Here is a 15,257-nt window from a genome sequence, read left to right as displayed (position 1 = left end):
ACCATGACCAAAGTGCCACTACCGAGTTGGGCCGACACCTCGCCGAGGCGGAAGATCCTGGACTTCGTCGCGCGCGTCACCCGTCCCGGCGGTAGAGACTATGTGGCGCCCGCCGATCGCATCGCCGTGTTCGACAACGACGGCACGCTGTGGGTCGAGCATCCGCTCTATGCCCAGGGCATGTTCGCTCTGGACCGGGCCAAGCACATGGCGGCCTCTCATCCGGAGCTGGCCGCCAAGCCGGTCTTCCAGGCCTTCGTCAATCAGGACATGGCCGGGCTGGCCGCCTGCGGCAAGCAGGCCGTCATCGAGCTGCTGCTGCACCTCCATGCCCACGCCACCGAGGAGGCCTTCGCTCTGGAGGTGGCGACCTGGCTGGTCGAGGCGCGCCACCCTCGCTTCGACAAGCCTTACACCGCCCTCGCCTACCAGCCGATGCGCGAGCTGCTGGCCTATCTGGCGGCCAACGACTTTCGCAATTTCATCGTCACCGCCGGCGGCGTCGACGTCGTGCGAATGTTCAGCGAGCAGACCTACGGCGTGCCGCGCGAGCGGGTGATCGGCTCCAGCGGCAAGACCGAGTTCCGCCTGAACGGCCGTCGCGGCGAGATCCGCAAACTGCCCGAGCTGCAGTCGTTCAACGAATACGCGGAAAAGCCGGTCAATATCGCTCTGCACATCGGCCGCCGGCCGATCGTGGCGTTCGGCAATTCCGACGGCGACCTGGCGATGTTGGAGTATACCGCCTCGGGCCCCGGCCGAAGGCTGCCGATGCTGCTGCATCACGACGATCCAGAACGCGAATACGCCTACGACAAGGACACCCACGTCGGAAAGTTGGACGTGGCCTTGAGCACCGCGGTCGAGCGCGGCTGGACGGTCGTCAGCATGAAAGACGACTGGTCGCGGCTGTTCCGGGACAAGGCCCTCTAGCCATCAAATAGAAGCCCGCCGACGAAGGTCGGCGGGCATGGCCGAGACGCCGCACAGGCTAGGGCTTGGCGACGGCTCTCTCGACCTTGTTGGCTTCGGTCTGGGTGATGAAGCCGTCGTGGTTCAGATCGATCTTGGCGAACCTTGGACCCGTGAAGGCGTCGATCTCCGCTGCGGTCACATAGCCGTCCTTGTCGGTGTCCAGCGTCTGGAAAAGGCCGGCCTTGCCGATTGTCGGCCAGCCGTCGACGCCTTGCTCGCGGACTTCGGCGCGGACGCGCTCGGCGCCCTTGGCCCATTCGGCGGCGCTGATCTTGCCGTCCTTGTCCTTGTCGGCGCGCAGCAGGAAGGTTCGCCGGTTGTCCTGGTACTCCTTCTGCGAAACCTTGCCGTCCTTGTTGGCGTCGGCGAGCAATTGCCGGGCGTTCGCGGCGGTCGCTGCTAGAAGCGCCACGGTGGTGATGAGGACGAGTTTACGCATTTAGACCTCCAGAGAATGGGGCCTCGGCCCCGGGGGAACAGGACGTTCGCGTGGCCCGACCCTCGCGGAAGCTCGCGCGGCCCATCAGAAGGCCTCGCCGACATAGAAATAGAGCGCCGAAGTGCCGTCCCCGACGGCATAATCGATGCTGACATTGACGTGGTATTTGGTGGACGCCTCGAAACGCGCGCCAATCCCCGCCGCGGGCAGGAGATCCTTGGTGCTCATCTTGGAGAACTCGCTGGAGACCTCGCCGACGCCAGCGAAGGCCACCGCGCCGAAGCGCTTGTAGATCTTGCGCCGCACCTCGGCCTGGACCGCGAACATGGCGTGGTCGCGATATTGCCCGGTGGTGTAGCCGCGCAGATCGTTGCTCTGGCCGTAGTTGCAGAGATCGTAGAACGGCGCGCCGTCGCCGGACCGGCAAATTGAGCCTCGCCAGGCCAGCACGGTCTTGTCGTTGACCGTGTGATAGCCATTCACCGCCCCGGTAAGCCGGGAATAGTCGAAATCGCTGCCCAGGACATCGTCGGCCACCATCCACTGGCCGTTGGCGTAGACGCCCGATCGGGGATTGTATTCGCTGTCGCGGCTGTCGAACTCGCCGGAGAGGCCCAGTTGCGAGACCTGGCTCTGCAGCTCGATGTCCGGCAGTTGCAGTTGCGGCAACAGACTGGTGGTGTTGAACGTCGAGTCCATCTTGATATAGCGGAAGCGAAGGCCGGCGTGGACGTGCTCGCGCATACGCGCCAGCACCTCGAGGACGCCGCCGCTGGCTTTCTGTTCCAGTTCGATCGACCGCCCGCTGGCGCCGGCGTTGGCGCCGATGCCGAAGAAGTCGACATTGAAGACCCCGGTTCCGGCGCCGGCGGTGACCCGGTATTTGTCGCCGCCGAGATAGGCCTTCTGAAACGCTGCGACGCCCCAGCTCTTGCTGTCGGTATAGAGCCCGCCCAGGCCGCTGGTCCAAGGCCGCGCCGAGCCCTTGGGCTGGTAGATCGCCAGCGCGGCCACGCCCAGGCCGGTGCCGATCGAGGGATTGGACATCGGGATCGGCATGATCACGAAGTTGGGCTCCAGGGTTCCGACCTGTTCAACCGGCGTGCGCAGATTGTTGGCGGACGTCTCGACGTCCTGCGCCCGCAACGCCGTCGGCAAAGTGACGAGAATTCCGCAGAGGAGCAGGCTTCGCATGACGGACGGCCTTTGACGCTTGTCATCGTCAACTTTGGGCGCCGGTCAGGTCCGAACAATCAGGTGAAGCCCTACCCGCTCTCCTGAAGCAGCAGTATTTGTCTTGTGGATAGCCCCGAGCGCCGAGGCATCGGGGGATTTAGGAGGTGTAACTAAGGGTTTTACCGGGTGGATTGCGACGCCGCGCCGCTGCAACCGTGCTTTCCGGGTAGAGGGAAGAGCTGTTGAATGCGTAAGCTGGCCATGGCCTTCACCGGCGCGGTGCTTTTCGTCGGCGGATTGGACGTTTCGCCGACATTGGCGGCGGAAAAAGCCGCAGCGTCCGCCGCGCCGTCTATTGATCCTGTCGCGCTCAAGGCGGGCGCACGGATGGGCGCCTACCTTCGATCCCTGCAGAGCTTCGAGGTGAACTCCTCCGCGGTGCTGGAGGAAGTGGTCGATGAGGCGGGCAAGAAGTCCACCAGCGCCGTGAGCGCCCTCTACAGGGTCCGGCGCCCCGACGGTTTCCTGATCGACATGACGACCCCGGCCAAGGCCCGACGCTTCGTCTACGACGGGCATGCCTTCACGGTGTTCGCGCCGAAGGTCGGCTATTTCGCCACGATCGCGGCGCCGGCGACCATCGATGAAACCGTCAAGCTGATCTATGAGGACTATGGCGTCATCCTGCCCCTGGCGGATCTTTTCTATTGGGGAACCGACGCCCAACCCACCGACATGGTCACCTCGGCCAAGCGGCTCGGCGAGGACAAGATCGCCGGCGTCGACACTGATCACTATGCGTTCGCTGGCCCTGGAATGTCATGGGAAGTGTGGATCCAGCGCGGCGACGCGCCCCTGCCCCGTCGCATGCGGATCACCACGGTCGACGATCCCGCCCGGCCGACCTACACGGCCGACCTGACCTGGAAGACCGGGGTCACGTTCGCGCCCGACACCTTCACATTCAAACCCGCGACAGGCGCCAAGCCCATCGCCATGGCGAGGGTCGGTCAATGAGCCTCTGCGGGATTTACGCGCGCCGCTCTCGCGGCATGATCGGCGGCCTTGGCGTCGCGAGCTTGATCCTTGGCGCGGCGTTTCCGGGCCTGACCGCTCCTCCCCGCTTGCACGGCGGCTTTCATCCGACCGCGATGAACGTGCACGCACCAGGAGGTCCGGGCTTTCATGGCGGTGGCGAACCGCCGGGCCCAAGACCACCAGGTCCGGGTCCCGCGCCTGGTCCCGGCCCACATCCGCCCGGTCCCGGACCGGGGCCGGGGCCTGGCCCGCACCCGCCGGGGCCGGGTCCGGGACCGGGGCCTCATCCGCCGCCACCACCTCCTCCCCCGGGACCGTGGGGTTGGGGCTGGGACAACGATCCGTTCTGGAACTATCCGTTGGCGACCGCCGCCGCGGTCGGCGTCGTGGCGGGCGCGACCGCGGCGGCGACTTCCGCGGCCCTGGGTTCGACCGTCACCGTCCTGCCCTCAAGCTGCGTGACGGTTTTCAACGACGATCTCACCTACTTCCAGTGCGGATCGGTCTGGTACCAGCCTCGCTATGCGGGATCAGGAGTAGCTTATGTGGTCGTCGCCGCGCCGTGACGTCACCTCTAGGTGCAGACTATCGCGTCAGGCGACTTAAAGTTTGCCTGACGAGTATTTCTCAACCTTGCGCAGAAAATTCACCAAGCATTTCACCTAAAAGCTGACAATTATCGTGCATATAACCATCGGAGCGGGAATCGAAGATGCCCTTGCCTAGCGCGCCGACTATTCTGCTTGCCGACGATCACTCGATCGTCCGGGCGGGGCTGCGCGAAGCCTTGGAGTCCCAGCCGGGCTGGACCATCTGCGGCGAGGCCTCGAACGGGCGCGACGCTGTCCGCCTGGCCAAGGAACTGGTGCCGGACGTCATGATCCTGGACATCAGCATGCCCGACCTGAGCGGCGTCATCGTCGCCCGCGACGTGCGCAAGTTGAAAACCCATACCGAATTGCTGATCTTCACCATGCACGACAGCGAGCAGCTGGTGCGCGAGGTGTTCAGCGCCGGGGCGCGCGGCTTCGTGCTCAAGTCGGCCTCGACCGACAACATCATCGCGGCCGTGGCCTCGCTGCTGAACCACAAGCCCTACTTCTGCCCGGGCATCACCGACGCCGTGCTGCGCGGATATCTGTCGCCGGGCGGGCATGGGCTGGGTGAAGTCATCGAGGGGTCCGAGACCCTGACGACGCGCGAGTTGCTGATCGTCCAATTGTTGGCGGAATCCCGTAGCAACAAGGTGATCGCTTCGATGCTCGACATCAGCGTCAAGACCGTCGAGAGCCATCGCGGCAACATCATGCGAAAGCTGGGCGCTCATTCGCTGGCGGACATCGTACGTTACGCGATCCGCAACAAGCTGATCGAGGCCTAGACAACCCCGAGGCCCTTGAATGCATACGGGCAAGAACGCAGTCGGCGAGTTCGACCCGGCGTTCTACGCCTCGGCCCTTGATGCGTTCACAGCCAATGTCGCGATCCTGGATCGGGAGGGCCGGATTCTTTCGGTCAACGCGGCTTGGCTCCAGTTCATCGACCTCAATGGCTTCCAGCTCGTCGACTACGGCGTCGGGTGCGACTACCTGGCGTTCTGCGACCGGCTGGGCACGCCCGGCGGCGATACGGTGGCCGCCGGCTTGCGGGCGTTGATCGCCGGAGCCGACGGCCCCTTCCGGCATGAATACATCATGCCGCTCGACACCGGTTCGCGCTGGGTGAAGCTGTCGGCCGTGCGCGTCGGCCATCTGGACCAGCCGTTCCTGATCGTCGCCCACGAGGACATCTCCATCCAGCGGCGGGCCGAATTGGGCCTGCGCGAGGCCACCGCGCGACTGTTGCTGGCCGAGGACGCCGAGCGACGCCGCATCGCGCGCGAGCTGCACGACAGCACGGCCCAGTATCTGGCGGGCGCGAAGCTGATGCTGCGGCGGCTGGACGCCAAGGATCCGGTCAGCTGCAGCCAGGTCCGCGACGAGGTGGAGGGTCTGCTGTCCAGCGCCTTGGATGAGATCCGCAGCTTCGCTTATCTGCTGCACCCTCCGGCGCTGGAGCATCTGGGGCTGGCGGCGGCGATCCGCCAGTTCGCGACCGGCTTCGCGCGGCGCGCCGAGATGGCGGTGACGATCGACATCCCGGAGGACTTTCCACGCCTGTCCCACGCCACCGAGATCGCGCTCTACCGTGTCGTGCAGGAAGCCCTGGCCAACGTCCACAGCCATTCCGGCAGCCAGCAGGCGATCGTCAGGCTGCGTGTCGCCGGCGAGATGGTGCTGCTGACTGTTCGCGATTTCGGTTCTGGCCTGCCACCGAGACGCGACAGCGTTCCGGGCGTGGGGCTCGAAGGCATGCGTCTACGCCTTGAGTTCCTCAAGGGCCACCTGTCGCTACGCAACGCCGAACCAGGTCTGGCCCTGGAGGCCTGGGCGCCGTTTCTGCCGGAGAATGAGGACTGATCGCGCCCGAATGGGGGAGAGCCGGCCCGACACATGCGTCGGGACATGTGGGCCGGCTCTCGACCCGCGACCCTGGCCGCGCTCTTGGGGGATGAGCGAACCATGGCTTGCCAAGGGAAATCGGGGGTGACGCCTTGACGCGCGAGCAAGGGCAGATTGCAGCCAGCCAAGCGCCAGCGCCATCAGGTCAAACCCTAGGATCGCACGCGAAAACCCTTACGGCCTCGTCTTCGAGGCTCAGGCCAGATGAACCGAGCTCTTGATCGTGGCGGTGGCGGCCTGCTTCTGGCGCGCGCGATCGATGGCGTCGTCCAGCAGTTTCAGGAACTCGGACTGCATCTGCATCGACTCGACATCGGACGCCCTCACCCCGTCCAAGGTGGACTGTCGAATTTCCTCAAGCTGTTCGAGCGACAGCGCCGCGCATAGGCGCAGGCTGAGAAATTGGAGTGCGGCTACTCGGATCTCAAGATTTGTCATCGGCATGTCGCTGCGAAACAGGGTGCGAGCAGATACGGACGCATAGGGCCGTCGGATGTCGGCGACGGCATAATCATAGCTATCGAGTTCAAGCGGCGCCACGGCTGACTCCCCGCAGGCGAATCCCACAACAACATCAGACTAGAACGAGCGAAACGCTGTTTGGGGCGTCTCAATTGTTAACTAATGCAAAGAGGCAGCTGGAAAAGAGCGCCAACGGCCAATCATTCGTGAAATTTTTCAGTGCCTTGCCGGAGCTTTGCACGACCGACATGCGTGTACGCAAAGACCGACCTCGCGGTGTGCATGCGCGACCGACATCCGAACGATGCGTGGGACGTTTCATTCTCGAGACCGCCTTCCCTTATCGAGGCCTCGCGGCCCCTCTGAAATCAGGCGAACCCCGCGATCGGGGTTGGAAAACGACCTAGTTAGAGACAAGCGCCCCGCCTTTGCGGCGGACTGTGGGGATTTGGACACGAGAGGTTCTGTTCGCGCAACGGCAGAGGTTTAAAGCTCGGCCGCGACCTCGGCCACGACGCGCATCAGCCAGGCCACGGGCCCGGTTTCGGCTTCACCGCCCCGGATCACCGCGCCGAACTGGGCCGGTTCCGGCAGGCGGCTGGGCTCCACCAGCACCACGGCTCCGCGCTCGGCTGCCAGGGTGGCCAGTCGCCGAGGCAGCAGAGCCGCCATGTCCGTCTGGCTGACCATGACCAGGGCCGAAGACGCGTCCGGCACCGCGACGGGACTGTCCAGACCCGTGGTCGCGGGCAAGGCGTAGTCATCGCTCCAACTGGTGATCCTCCGCAAGCCCAGTTCGCGCCGGGACCCGCGTCGTGTCTCCTCGATCTCGCGACCGGCCGAGACGAGCAGGTGGGGAATGCCCGCCAGAATCTGCGGCGTGATCTCGTGCTGGGCGGCGGGATGGTCGGCGCGGATGACCCAGACGGCCGTCTCGGTGAACAGTGGGGTGTAGGCGAAGCGTGGGGCCACATGTTCGAAGCCGCCGATCACCAGATCCAGACGGCCGTGATCGAGATCCTCGGCCAGCGAGCCTTCGACGCCTCTGATGCGTAGCTTGACGCCCGGAGCCTCCGTCTGGATTCGCCGCACCACGCCCGGCATCAGCACCGAACAGAGATAGGCGCTGGCGCTGATATGGAAGACGCGCTCGTCCACCGCGGGGTCGAAGCGCGGGACCGTGACAGCGGCCTCCAGCAGCTTGAGCGCCGCCCGGATCGGTCCGCCCATTTCCACGGCGCGCGGGGTCGCCTGAAGGCCGGAGGGCCCGCGCACGAACAGATCGTCACCCAGCGTCAGGCGCAGGCGCCCCAGGGCATGACTGACGGCCGACTGCGTCAGCCCCAGCTTCGAGCCCGCCCGGGTGGCGCTCTCCTCCTCCAGCAGGGCGTCGAACACCCGCAGGAGATTGAGGTCGAGGTTTTTGAAATGCGCGTCATTCATGATTTCCGTGACGGAATATCATTTTGCTCATGACCGTGGGAGCCCTATTTCCGGTCAAGGTAGGCCCTCCCCGGCTCTTCCTATTTTCTGTGCGAGATGCGCGGCCGGCGCGAACGTCGGCCGCTTTAAGACGTGGAGCAGCGCGTGAGCGACGCGGAAGGTTATCAGGTCGGCCGGCGTACAATGGGCCAACGTCTGCGTGGACCGCTGATGATCAGCGTTCCGGTGATCATCGCGGGTATCGTCGCTTTCTTCGTGCTGACCGGCGGCAAGTTCGAGTCGACCGACGACGCCTATGTCCAGTCGGCGCGGGCCGCGATCAGTCCCAGCGTCGCCGGACGGGTGATCGAGATCGACGTCAGCGAGAACCAGCCGGTCAAGAAGGGCCAGGTGCTGTTCCGCCTCGATCCGGCCGACTTCGAGGTCGCCGTGGTTCAGGCCGAGGCCGCCCTGGCCGCCGCCCGTTTCGAGACGCAAGGCTCGCGCGCGGTCTATGACCAGCGCAACGCCGACCTGGCCGCCGCCCAGGAAACCGTCGCCTATACGGCGCGCGAGGCCGCGCGTCAGCGTGACCTGGCCGCCGCCGGCGTCGCCACCAAGGCCCAGGCCGACGCCGCCGCCCACGACGCCGAACAGGCTCGCCGCCAGATCGCCGTGGTCCGCCAGCAGATCGCCTCGGCCCTGGCCGATATCGGCGGCCGCGCCGACGTCGCCACCGACCGTCAGCCCAAGGTCATGCAGGCCAAGGCCGCCCTCGACCGCGCCAGGCTGGACCTCGGCTACGCCACGATCGTGGCCCCCGCCGACGGCGTGGTCACCAAGGTCGAGCAACTGCAGGTCGGCAACCGCGTCGCCGCCTCCCAGACCCTGTTCTGGCTGATCTCGGGCCGCCCGTGGGTCGAGGCCAACTTCAAAGAAAACCAACTGGCTCACATGCGGGTGGGGCAGCCGGCGACGATCAAGATCGACGCCTATGACCACACGCTGAAGGCCCATGTGGTCAGCTTCAGCCCGGGCACCGGTTCCAGCTTCGCCTTGCTGCCGCCCGAGAACGCCACCGGCAACTGGGTCAAGGTCGTCCAGCGCCTGCCCGTCCGCCTGACCCTGGACGAGAGCGCACCGCAGCTCAGCGCCGGCATCAGCGCCAAGGTCAAGGTCGACGTGCGTCCGGCTAAGGGTTCGGCGGTCAAATGACCGGGGCTGGCGCCGGCAAGGGCGACGCGGCCAACCGGGTCCCGATCACGATCGCCGTCATGCTGGCGACGGTCATGAGCTCGCTGGACACCACGATCGCCAACGTCGCCCTGCCCCACATCCAGGGCAGCGTCTCGGCCTCCGCCGAGCAGATCACCTGGGTGCTGACCTCCTATATCGTCGCGGCCACGATCATGACCCCGCTCACCGGCTTCCTGGCCGACCGCCTGGGGCGCAAGATCGTGCTGTTGGCGTCGATCGGCGGCTTCATCGTAGCCTCGATGCTATGCGGGATCGCCGACAGCCTGTTCGAGATCGTGCTGTTCCGCCTGCTGCAGGGCCTGTTCGGCGCCGCCCTGGTGCCGATGTCGCAGGCCGTCCTGCTCGACATCAATCCGCCGGAAAAGCACGGCTCGGCCATGGCCACATGGTCGGCCGGCGCGGTGCTGGGACCTCTGCTGGGCCCCGTCCTGGGCGGCTGGCTGACCGACAATCTCGACTGGCGCTGGGTGTTCTTCATCAACCTGCCGATCGGCATCCTGGCCTTCTGCGGCGTGTTCCTGTTCCTGTCCGAAAAGAAGGGCGCCCATAAGCGGTTCGACGTGCTGGGCTTCGTCAGCCTGGCCTTCGCCATCGGCGGCTTCCAGCTCATGCTCGACCGCGGCCCCAGCCAGGACTGGTTCGCCTCCACCGAGATCTGGGCCTATCTGATCGTCGGGGTCATCGCGCTCTGGATCTTCGCGGTGCAGTTGGCCACGGCGCAAAAGCCGTTCGTGGACCGAACCCTGATGGCCGACAGCAATTTCGTCACCAGTTGCGTGTTCGGCTTCTTCATCGGCATCCTGATCTTCAGCGTCCTGGCCCTGCTGCCGCCGCTGATGCAGAACCTGCTGGGCTACTCGGTCTCCTATACGGGCCTGGTGAGCATGCCACGCGGCATCGGCTCGTTCATCGCCATGTTCACCGTCGGCCATCTGATCGGCCGGATTCCCATCAAGGCGCTGCTGTCGATCGGACTAGGCGCGAGCGCCTTGGGACTGTGGTTCATGACCCAGTTCAGCCTCGCCATGGACGAGCACCTGATCGTTATCGGCGGCTTCCTGTCGGGCATCGGCACGGGCCTGATCTTCGTGCCGCTTAGCACCATCGCCTTCGCCACCGTCCAGCCCCAGCACCGGGCCGAGGGCGCTGGTCTGTTCACCCTGATCCGCAACTTCGGCTCGGCCGTGGGCATTTCGATCATGCAGGCCCGCTTCGTCAGCGGCCTGGAGGTCCACCATGCCAAGCTGGTCGAGCATGCGCGGCCTGACAACCCGCTGTTCCACGCCTATGCGCCGCTGGCCTTCGCCACGACCGAGGCCATGGCCCGGCTCGACGGCCTGATCTCGCGCCAGGCGGCCATGTTGTCCTACGTCGACGATTTCCAGCTGATGCTGGGCGTCACTTTCCTGTGCGCCCCCCTGATCCTGATCATGAAGACCCCCAAGAAGTCGGGGGGAGAGACCGTCCATGTCGCTGACCACTAAGCGCCTCACCGCCCTCGCCGTTTCCGTCAGCCTGAGCGCCGTGGCCGGCGCCTGCACGACCGTGGGGCCGAATTTCGCCCAGCCCTCCGCGCCAGGGACCGCGACCTATTCGGCCAAAGGCGACCTCGCCCCGGTCGAGGCCCGTCTCGACGCCGCGCCTGTCGCCGGCCCGTGGTGGAACGCCTTCGGCTCGCCCGCCCTGGACGCCACGATCCGCCAGGCCCTGGCCGACAGCCCCACCCTGGCTGAAGCCGACGCCACCCTGCGCCAGTCCCAATCGGCCCTGGCCCAGGCGCGCGGCGCGGCTGGGCCTCAGGTCGACGCCACGGCCGGCGTGAACCGCGAGCGCGCCAACCTGCAGGCTTTCGGCTTCACCAGTTTCGGCGATCTCAAGCTCGAGAACCCGACCTTCAGCCTCTATTCGGTCGGAGGAAGCGTTGGCTATGACCTGGACCTCTTCGGTGGCGAGAAGCGCCGGATCGAGGGCGCGGCCGCGCGCGTCGAGGCCCAGGCCCGGCGTAGCGACGCGGCCTACCTGACCCTGACGGCCAATGTCGCGCTGCAGGCCCTGACCATCGCCACGCTCAACGCCCAGATCGAGGCGGTGAACCAGATGATCGCCGCCGACCAAGCCAATATCGATCTGGTCCACAAGGCCAACGCCCTGGGCGGCTCGACCGCCACGGCGCGCGTCTCGGCCCAGAGCCAGCTGGAGCAGGACCGCGCCCTGCTGCCGCCCCTGGAGGGTCAGTTGGCCGCCGCCCGCCACGCCCTGGCCCTGCTGGTCGGTCACGCTCCGGCCGACTGGACCGCGCCGGATTTCACTCTGGCTGATCTGACCCTGGCCGCTCCCGTGCCGGTCGCCCTGCCCTCGGCCCTGGTTCGCAAGCGTCCGGACATCCTGGCCGCCGAGGCCGAGCTGCACGCGGCCACCGCCGACATCGGCGTGGCGACAGCCGATCTCTATCCCGACCTCAAGCTGACCGCATCCCTGACCCAGGGCGCGTTGAAACCGCAGGACATCTTTTCGTACGACGCCACAGCCTGGAACGTCGGCGCCGGCCTGACCGCGCCAATCTTCAACGGCGGCGCCCTGAAGGCTCGTCGGCAGCAGGCGCGCGAAGCGGCCGTGGCATCCTCGGCTCGTTATCAGCAGACAGTGCTGACGGCCTTCGCCCAGGTCGCCGACGCTCTGTCGGCCCTGGCGGCCGACGACGCGGCGATCGCCGCCTATGGCCGTTCAGAGACCCAGGCCGGCGAAAGCCTGCGCCTAGCCCGGATCGCCTACGACAAGGGCGGTGGCACGCTGCTGGAGGTACTGGATGCTCAGCGTCGAGTTCACGAGATCCAGGCCTCGCGGGTACGCGCTCAGGGCCAACGCCTGGCCGACGCGGTGCGACTGTTCGCGGCGTCGGGCGCGGACTGGCGAAGCGCCGCGACTTAACTGACCAGTTTCGCATCTGGTCAGGCCAATTGGCTTGTCTGGACCAGCTCGATCGTTATGCTCTCGCCCAAGCGACGCCAACCCAAAGGTGCGTCGAAGGATCGGGATGATGACCATGCGAATGAAGGCGGCCAGCGCCGGTCTCACGGCCCTGTTGTTCATTGGCTTGGCTTTCCCCGCCGTCGCCGAGCCGATCGTTCCGGCGGCCCCCGCCGGCGTTTGCAGAGGCGGCGACGGGACCGCGGCGGCCTTCGGTGGCCGGCGCGTTTTTCGCTGGAGCCCCGAGGGCCTGGAATACGCCAAGGCCCATCGCACCGACCCGACCATAGCCCCGGCCTATGCCGCCGTGATCAAGCGCGCCGACACAGCCTTGGCCGGACCGACCTATACCGTGGTCGACAAGACTCGCACCCCGCCCAGCGGCGACAAGCACGACTACATCTCGATGGGTCCCTATTGGTGGCCGGATTCCAGCAAGCCGGGGGGCGAGCCCTATCTCCGCCGCGACGGCGAATTCAATCCGGAGCGATCGACCAACGCGTTCGATGTCAGCGATCTGGACGCGATGAGCGCTTCGGTCGAGGCCTTGTCCTTGGCGTACTACTTCACCGGCGACATTCGATACGCGACCAAGGCCGCGCAGCTGTTGCGTGTCTGGTTCCTGGACCCGGCCACCCGAATGAACCCCAACACCAAATACGCCCAAGGCGTGCCGGGCCGCAGCACCGGCCGGGCCGAAGGCGTGCTCGACACCTATCGCCTGCTGCGGGTGATCGAGGGCGTTGGCCTGCTGGCTCCGTCCAACGCCTTGTCGGAGGGCGAGCAGCAAGGCTTGGAGCACTGGTTCGCCGACTACGCGACCTGGATGCGCACCGATCCGAACGGTCGCGAGGAACAGGCCGCCGGCAACAATCACGGGATCTGGTTCGATTACCAACTGGCGGGCTTCGCGCTGTTCGCCCGGCAGGACGCCGTGGCCCGCCAGGTGGTGGCCGAGGCCGGCGTCCGACGGATCGCGACCCAGGTCGCGCCAAACGGTTCGCTGCCGCTGGAACTGACCCGCACCCGCGCCCTGCACTACAGCTACTTCGCCCTCGAAGCCTTGGTCGGCACGGCCCAGTTCGGGCGGTGCGTGGGCCTGGACCTCTGGCGCTATCAGACGACCGACGGCCAAGGCCTACGCGCTGCCTTCGACTTCCTGGCGCCCTATGTCGGCCGGGAGGCCAGCTTTCCCTATCCGGAGCTGAAACCCGAGGACGCCACGCCCGAGGCCCTGCCGCTGTTCGTGGCGGCGGCGGAAGCTTATCACGACAAGGGCTTGGCCGAAAAAGCTGACACGCTGGCGCGGCGTTATCCGATGAATTTGAGTCGCCTACTGGCCGCGCCGATCAAGCCTTGAGGGCGAGGATTTTGCGGTAAACATTTGTATTTCAAGCAATGGCCAAGTTTGAGCTCAAGTCGACTTGACCGACTCCGTCAGACCTCGAAGCGCATGCCGTCGTAGGCGGGTTCGACATTAGGCGGAAGTCTTGCCGCCAAGGCGTTGAAATCCAGATCGATATGCAGGTTCGTCAGGATCGCGCGGCGCGGTTTGGCGCGGGCGATCCATTCCAACGCCAGCTCCACATGGGCATGGGTCGGATGCGGCGTCCAACGCAGGGCGTCCACCACCCAGACGTCCAGGTCGCTCAGAGCCGCCCAGCTCTCTTCGGGAAAGCCGATGGCGTCGGGCGTATAGGCGACCTTGCCGAACCGGTAGCCGACGGCGCGGATCTCGCCGTGGTCGACGTCGAAGGTGGTCACCGGGATGGCGCCGCTGGGGCCGTCGATCACCCAGGGCTCGCCATGCGCCGGAATGAGATGCGCGTCGCAGATGGCCGGATAGCCGCCCCGGCTCTGGAAGATGTAGTCGAAGCGTCGCCCCAGGCTGGCCGTCGTATAGGCGTCCATATAGGTCGGGACGCGCTTGCGGGCGTTGAGGAAGAACGGCCGCAGATCGTCGATGCCGTGGGCCTGGTCCGCGTGATCGTGGGTGAACAGGCAGGCGTCCACCCGCCTGACCCCTGCCCCTACCGCCTGCAGTCGGAAGTCCGGCGCGGTGTCGACGACGACCGTTGTCTCGGCCGAAGGCTCCGCGCCCGGCCTTCGCACCAGCATCGAGCAGCGCGTACGGGTGTTCTTCGGTTCGGCCGGGTCGCAATCGCCCCAATTACCGTCCGCGCGCGGCACGCCGCCCGACGAGCCGGAGCCCAGGATCGTGAACTCCAGCTTTCCGGTCATGCGCGAGGGATCCGGTCGAACAGGGCGAAGAAGGCGTCTTCCGTGCGCTGCTCGGCCTCGGCCCGGGTCCAGCCCCGCACCTCGGCCAGCTTGTCCAGCACGTGTGGCAGATAGGCCGGCTCGTTGCGGCGGCCGCGCATCGGCACGGGCGCCAAGTAGGGGCAGTCGGTCTCGAGAATGATCTTGTCGGCCGGCATGTCGGCGATGATGTCGCGCACGTCCTGAGCCTGCTTGAAGGTGGCGATGCCCGAAACCGAGAACCACGCCCCCAGCGCCGCCGCCCGCTTCGCCAGTTCAGGATCGCTAGTGTAGCAGTGCATCAGGATCTTGAACGGCCCCTTGGCGTGCTCCTCCTCGAGGATCGCGCCCATCACGTCATCCGCCTCGCGGGTGTGGACCACCAGTGGCAAACCGGTCTGGCGCGCCGCCGCCACGTGGGCGCGGAATACGTTCGCCTGCACGTCGCGCGGGCTGAGGTCGTAGTGGAAGTCCAGGCCGGTCTCGCCGATGCCGATCACCTTGGACCGGCCAGCCATCTCGACCAGGCGTTCGGTCGTCAGATCGACGTGGTCCTTGGCCTCATGCGGGTGAGCGCCGACCGTGCACCAGATGTCGTCGTTGGCCATGGCGATGGCATGGACGGATTCGAACGACGGAATCTTGTCGCAGATGGTGACCATCAGTTCGATCCCGGCCTCGCGGGCGCGGTCGATCACCGCTTGGCGATCCTCGTCGTACTGATGGGCGTGCAGGTTTACGTGGCTGTCGATGAGCATGCG

15 protein-coding genes are annotated in these 15,257 nt (G+C 66.2%); 9 read left to right on the top strand and 6 right to left on the bottom strand.

Annotated elements, in window-relative coordinates:
• The first annotated feature begins 3 nt into the window (after positions 1 to 3).
• Positions 4 to 933: an HAD family hydrolase gene (locus G3M62_RS11445; RefSeq protein WP_165187105.1), complete on the top strand. Its 930-nt coding sequence runs from the start codon at positions 4 to 6 to the stop codon at positions 931 to 933.
• Positions 934 to 991: 58 nt separating this feature from the next.
• Here G3M62_RS11445 and G3M62_RS11440 read toward each other — a convergent pair whose 3' ends face one another.
• Both G3M62_RS11440 and G3M62_RS11435 read right to left on the bottom strand, forming a co-directional pair.
• A complete protein-coding gene (locus G3M62_RS11440; RefSeq protein WP_165187103.1) occupies positions 992 to 1,414 on the bottom strand; it encodes an EF-hand domain-containing protein in 423 nt (140 codons plus the stop codon).
• Between the two features lie 84 nt (positions 1,415 to 1,498).
• A complete protein-coding gene (locus G3M62_RS11435) occupies positions 1,499 to 2,608 on the bottom strand; it encodes a BamA/TamA family outer membrane protein (protein WP_165187101.1) in 1,110 nt (369 codons plus the stop codon).
• Positions 2,609 to 2,851: 243 nt separating this feature from the next.
• On the opposite strand from G3M62_RS11435, the gene G3M62_RS11430 reads away from it, so the two are divergent.
• The 4 genes from G3M62_RS11430 to G3M62_RS11415 all read left to right on the top strand — a co-directional run bounded on the left by G3M62_RS11430 (position 2,852) and on the right by G3M62_RS11415 (position 6,087).
• Positions 2,852 to 3,607, top strand: a complete 756-nt coding sequence (locus tag G3M62_RS11430) for a DUF2092 domain-containing protein (protein WP_165187100.1) — start codon at positions 2,852 to 2,854, stop codon at positions 3,605 to 3,607.
• Positions 3,608 to 3,987: 380 nt separating this feature from the next.
• Positions 3,988 to 4,194 carry a hypothetical protein gene (locus G3M62_RS26385; RefSeq protein WP_205691993.1) on the top strand — a complete coding sequence of 69 codons (207 nt, stop codon included), beginning with the start codon at positions 3,988 to 3,990 and terminating at the stop codon, positions 4,192 to 4,194.
• 146 nt (positions 4,195 to 4,340) lie between these two features.
• The gene (locus G3M62_RS11420; protein WP_165187097.1) at positions 4,341 to 5,009 is read left to right on the top strand and encodes a response regulator; all 669 of its coding nucleotides are present in this window, start codon (positions 4,341 to 4,343) and stop codon (positions 5,007 to 5,009) included.
• A 19-nt stretch (positions 5,010 to 5,028) separates the two neighbouring features.
• Positions 5,029 to 6,087 (top strand): sensor histidine kinase, encoded by a 1,059-nt coding sequence (locus G3M62_RS11415; RefSeq protein ID WP_165187095.1) that lies wholly within the window; start codon positions 5,029 to 5,031, stop codon positions 6,085 to 6,087.
• A gap of 237 nt (positions 6,088 to 6,324) precedes the next feature.
• Here G3M62_RS11415 and G3M62_RS11410 read toward each other — a convergent pair whose 3' ends face one another.
• Positions 6,325 to 6,669: a hypothetical protein gene (locus G3M62_RS11410; RefSeq protein ID WP_165187093.1), complete on the bottom strand. Its 345-nt coding sequence runs from the start codon at positions 6,667 to 6,669 to the stop codon at positions 6,325 to 6,327.
• A 408-nt stretch (positions 6,670 to 7,077) separates the two neighbouring features.
• Complete coding sequence (locus G3M62_RS11405; RefSeq protein ID WP_165187091.1) at positions 7,078 to 8,034, bottom strand: LysR family transcriptional regulator; 957 nt, start codon at positions 8,032 to 8,034, stop codon at positions 7,078 to 7,080.
• A gap of 144 nt (positions 8,035 to 8,178) precedes the next feature.
• Here G3M62_RS11405 and G3M62_RS11400 point away from each other — a divergent pair, with 144 nt between their 5' ends.
• The 4 genes from G3M62_RS11400 (at position 8,179) to G3M62_RS11385 (ending at position 13,597) form a co-directional block, all read left to right on the top strand.
• A complete protein-coding gene (locus tag G3M62_RS11400; protein ID WP_246263561.1) occupies positions 8,179 to 9,228 on the top strand; it encodes an HlyD family secretion protein in 1,050 nt (349 codons plus the stop codon).
• The gene (locus G3M62_RS11395) at positions 9,225 to 10,754 is read left to right on the top strand and encodes a DHA2 family efflux MFS transporter permease subunit (protein WP_165187089.1); all 1,530 of its coding nucleotides are present in this window, start codon (positions 9,225 to 9,227) and stop codon (positions 10,752 to 10,754) included. Before G3M62_RS11400 ends, G3M62_RS11395 begins: the two co-directional genes overlap by 4 nt.
• Positions 10,738 to 12,198: an efflux transporter outer membrane subunit gene (locus G3M62_RS11390; protein WP_165187087.1), complete on the top strand. Its 1,461-nt coding sequence runs from the start codon at positions 10,738 to 10,740 to the stop codon at positions 12,196 to 12,198. The genes G3M62_RS11395 and G3M62_RS11390 overlap by 17 nt, the downstream gene beginning before the upstream one ends.
• A 106-nt stretch (positions 12,199 to 12,304) precedes the next feature.
• Positions 12,305 to 13,597: an alginate lyase family protein gene (locus G3M62_RS11385; protein WP_246263560.1), complete on the top strand. Its 1,293-nt coding sequence runs from the start codon at positions 12,305 to 12,307 to the stop codon at positions 13,595 to 13,597.
• A 77-nt stretch (positions 13,598 to 13,674) separates the two neighbouring features.
• Here G3M62_RS11385 and G3M62_RS11380 read toward each other — a convergent pair whose 3' ends face one another.
• Together G3M62_RS11380 and G3M62_RS11375 are read right to left on the bottom strand one after the other, a co-directional pair.
• On the bottom strand, positions 13,675 to 14,478 hold the full coding sequence (locus G3M62_RS11380; protein ID WP_165187086.1) for an MBL fold metallo-hydrolase: 804 nt from the start codon (positions 14,476 to 14,478) through the stop codon (positions 13,675 to 13,677).
• The gene (locus G3M62_RS11375) at positions 14,475 to 15,254 is read right to left on the bottom strand and encodes a TatD family hydrolase (RefSeq protein WP_165187084.1); all 780 of its coding nucleotides are present in this window, start codon (positions 15,252 to 15,254) and stop codon (positions 14,475 to 14,477) included. Before G3M62_RS11375 ends, G3M62_RS11380 begins: the two co-directional genes overlap by 4 nt.
• Positions 15,255 to 15,257: the final 3 nt, after the last annotated feature.

The sequence above is a fragment of the Caulobacter soli genome (assembly GCF_011045195.1).
GTDB classification, from domain to species: Bacteria; Pseudomonadota; Alphaproteobacteria; order Caulobacterales; family Caulobacteraceae; genus Caulobacter; species Caulobacter soli.
Note: the sequence above shows the minus strand (reverse complement) of the source record. Positions and strands in the feature narration are given on the sequence as shown.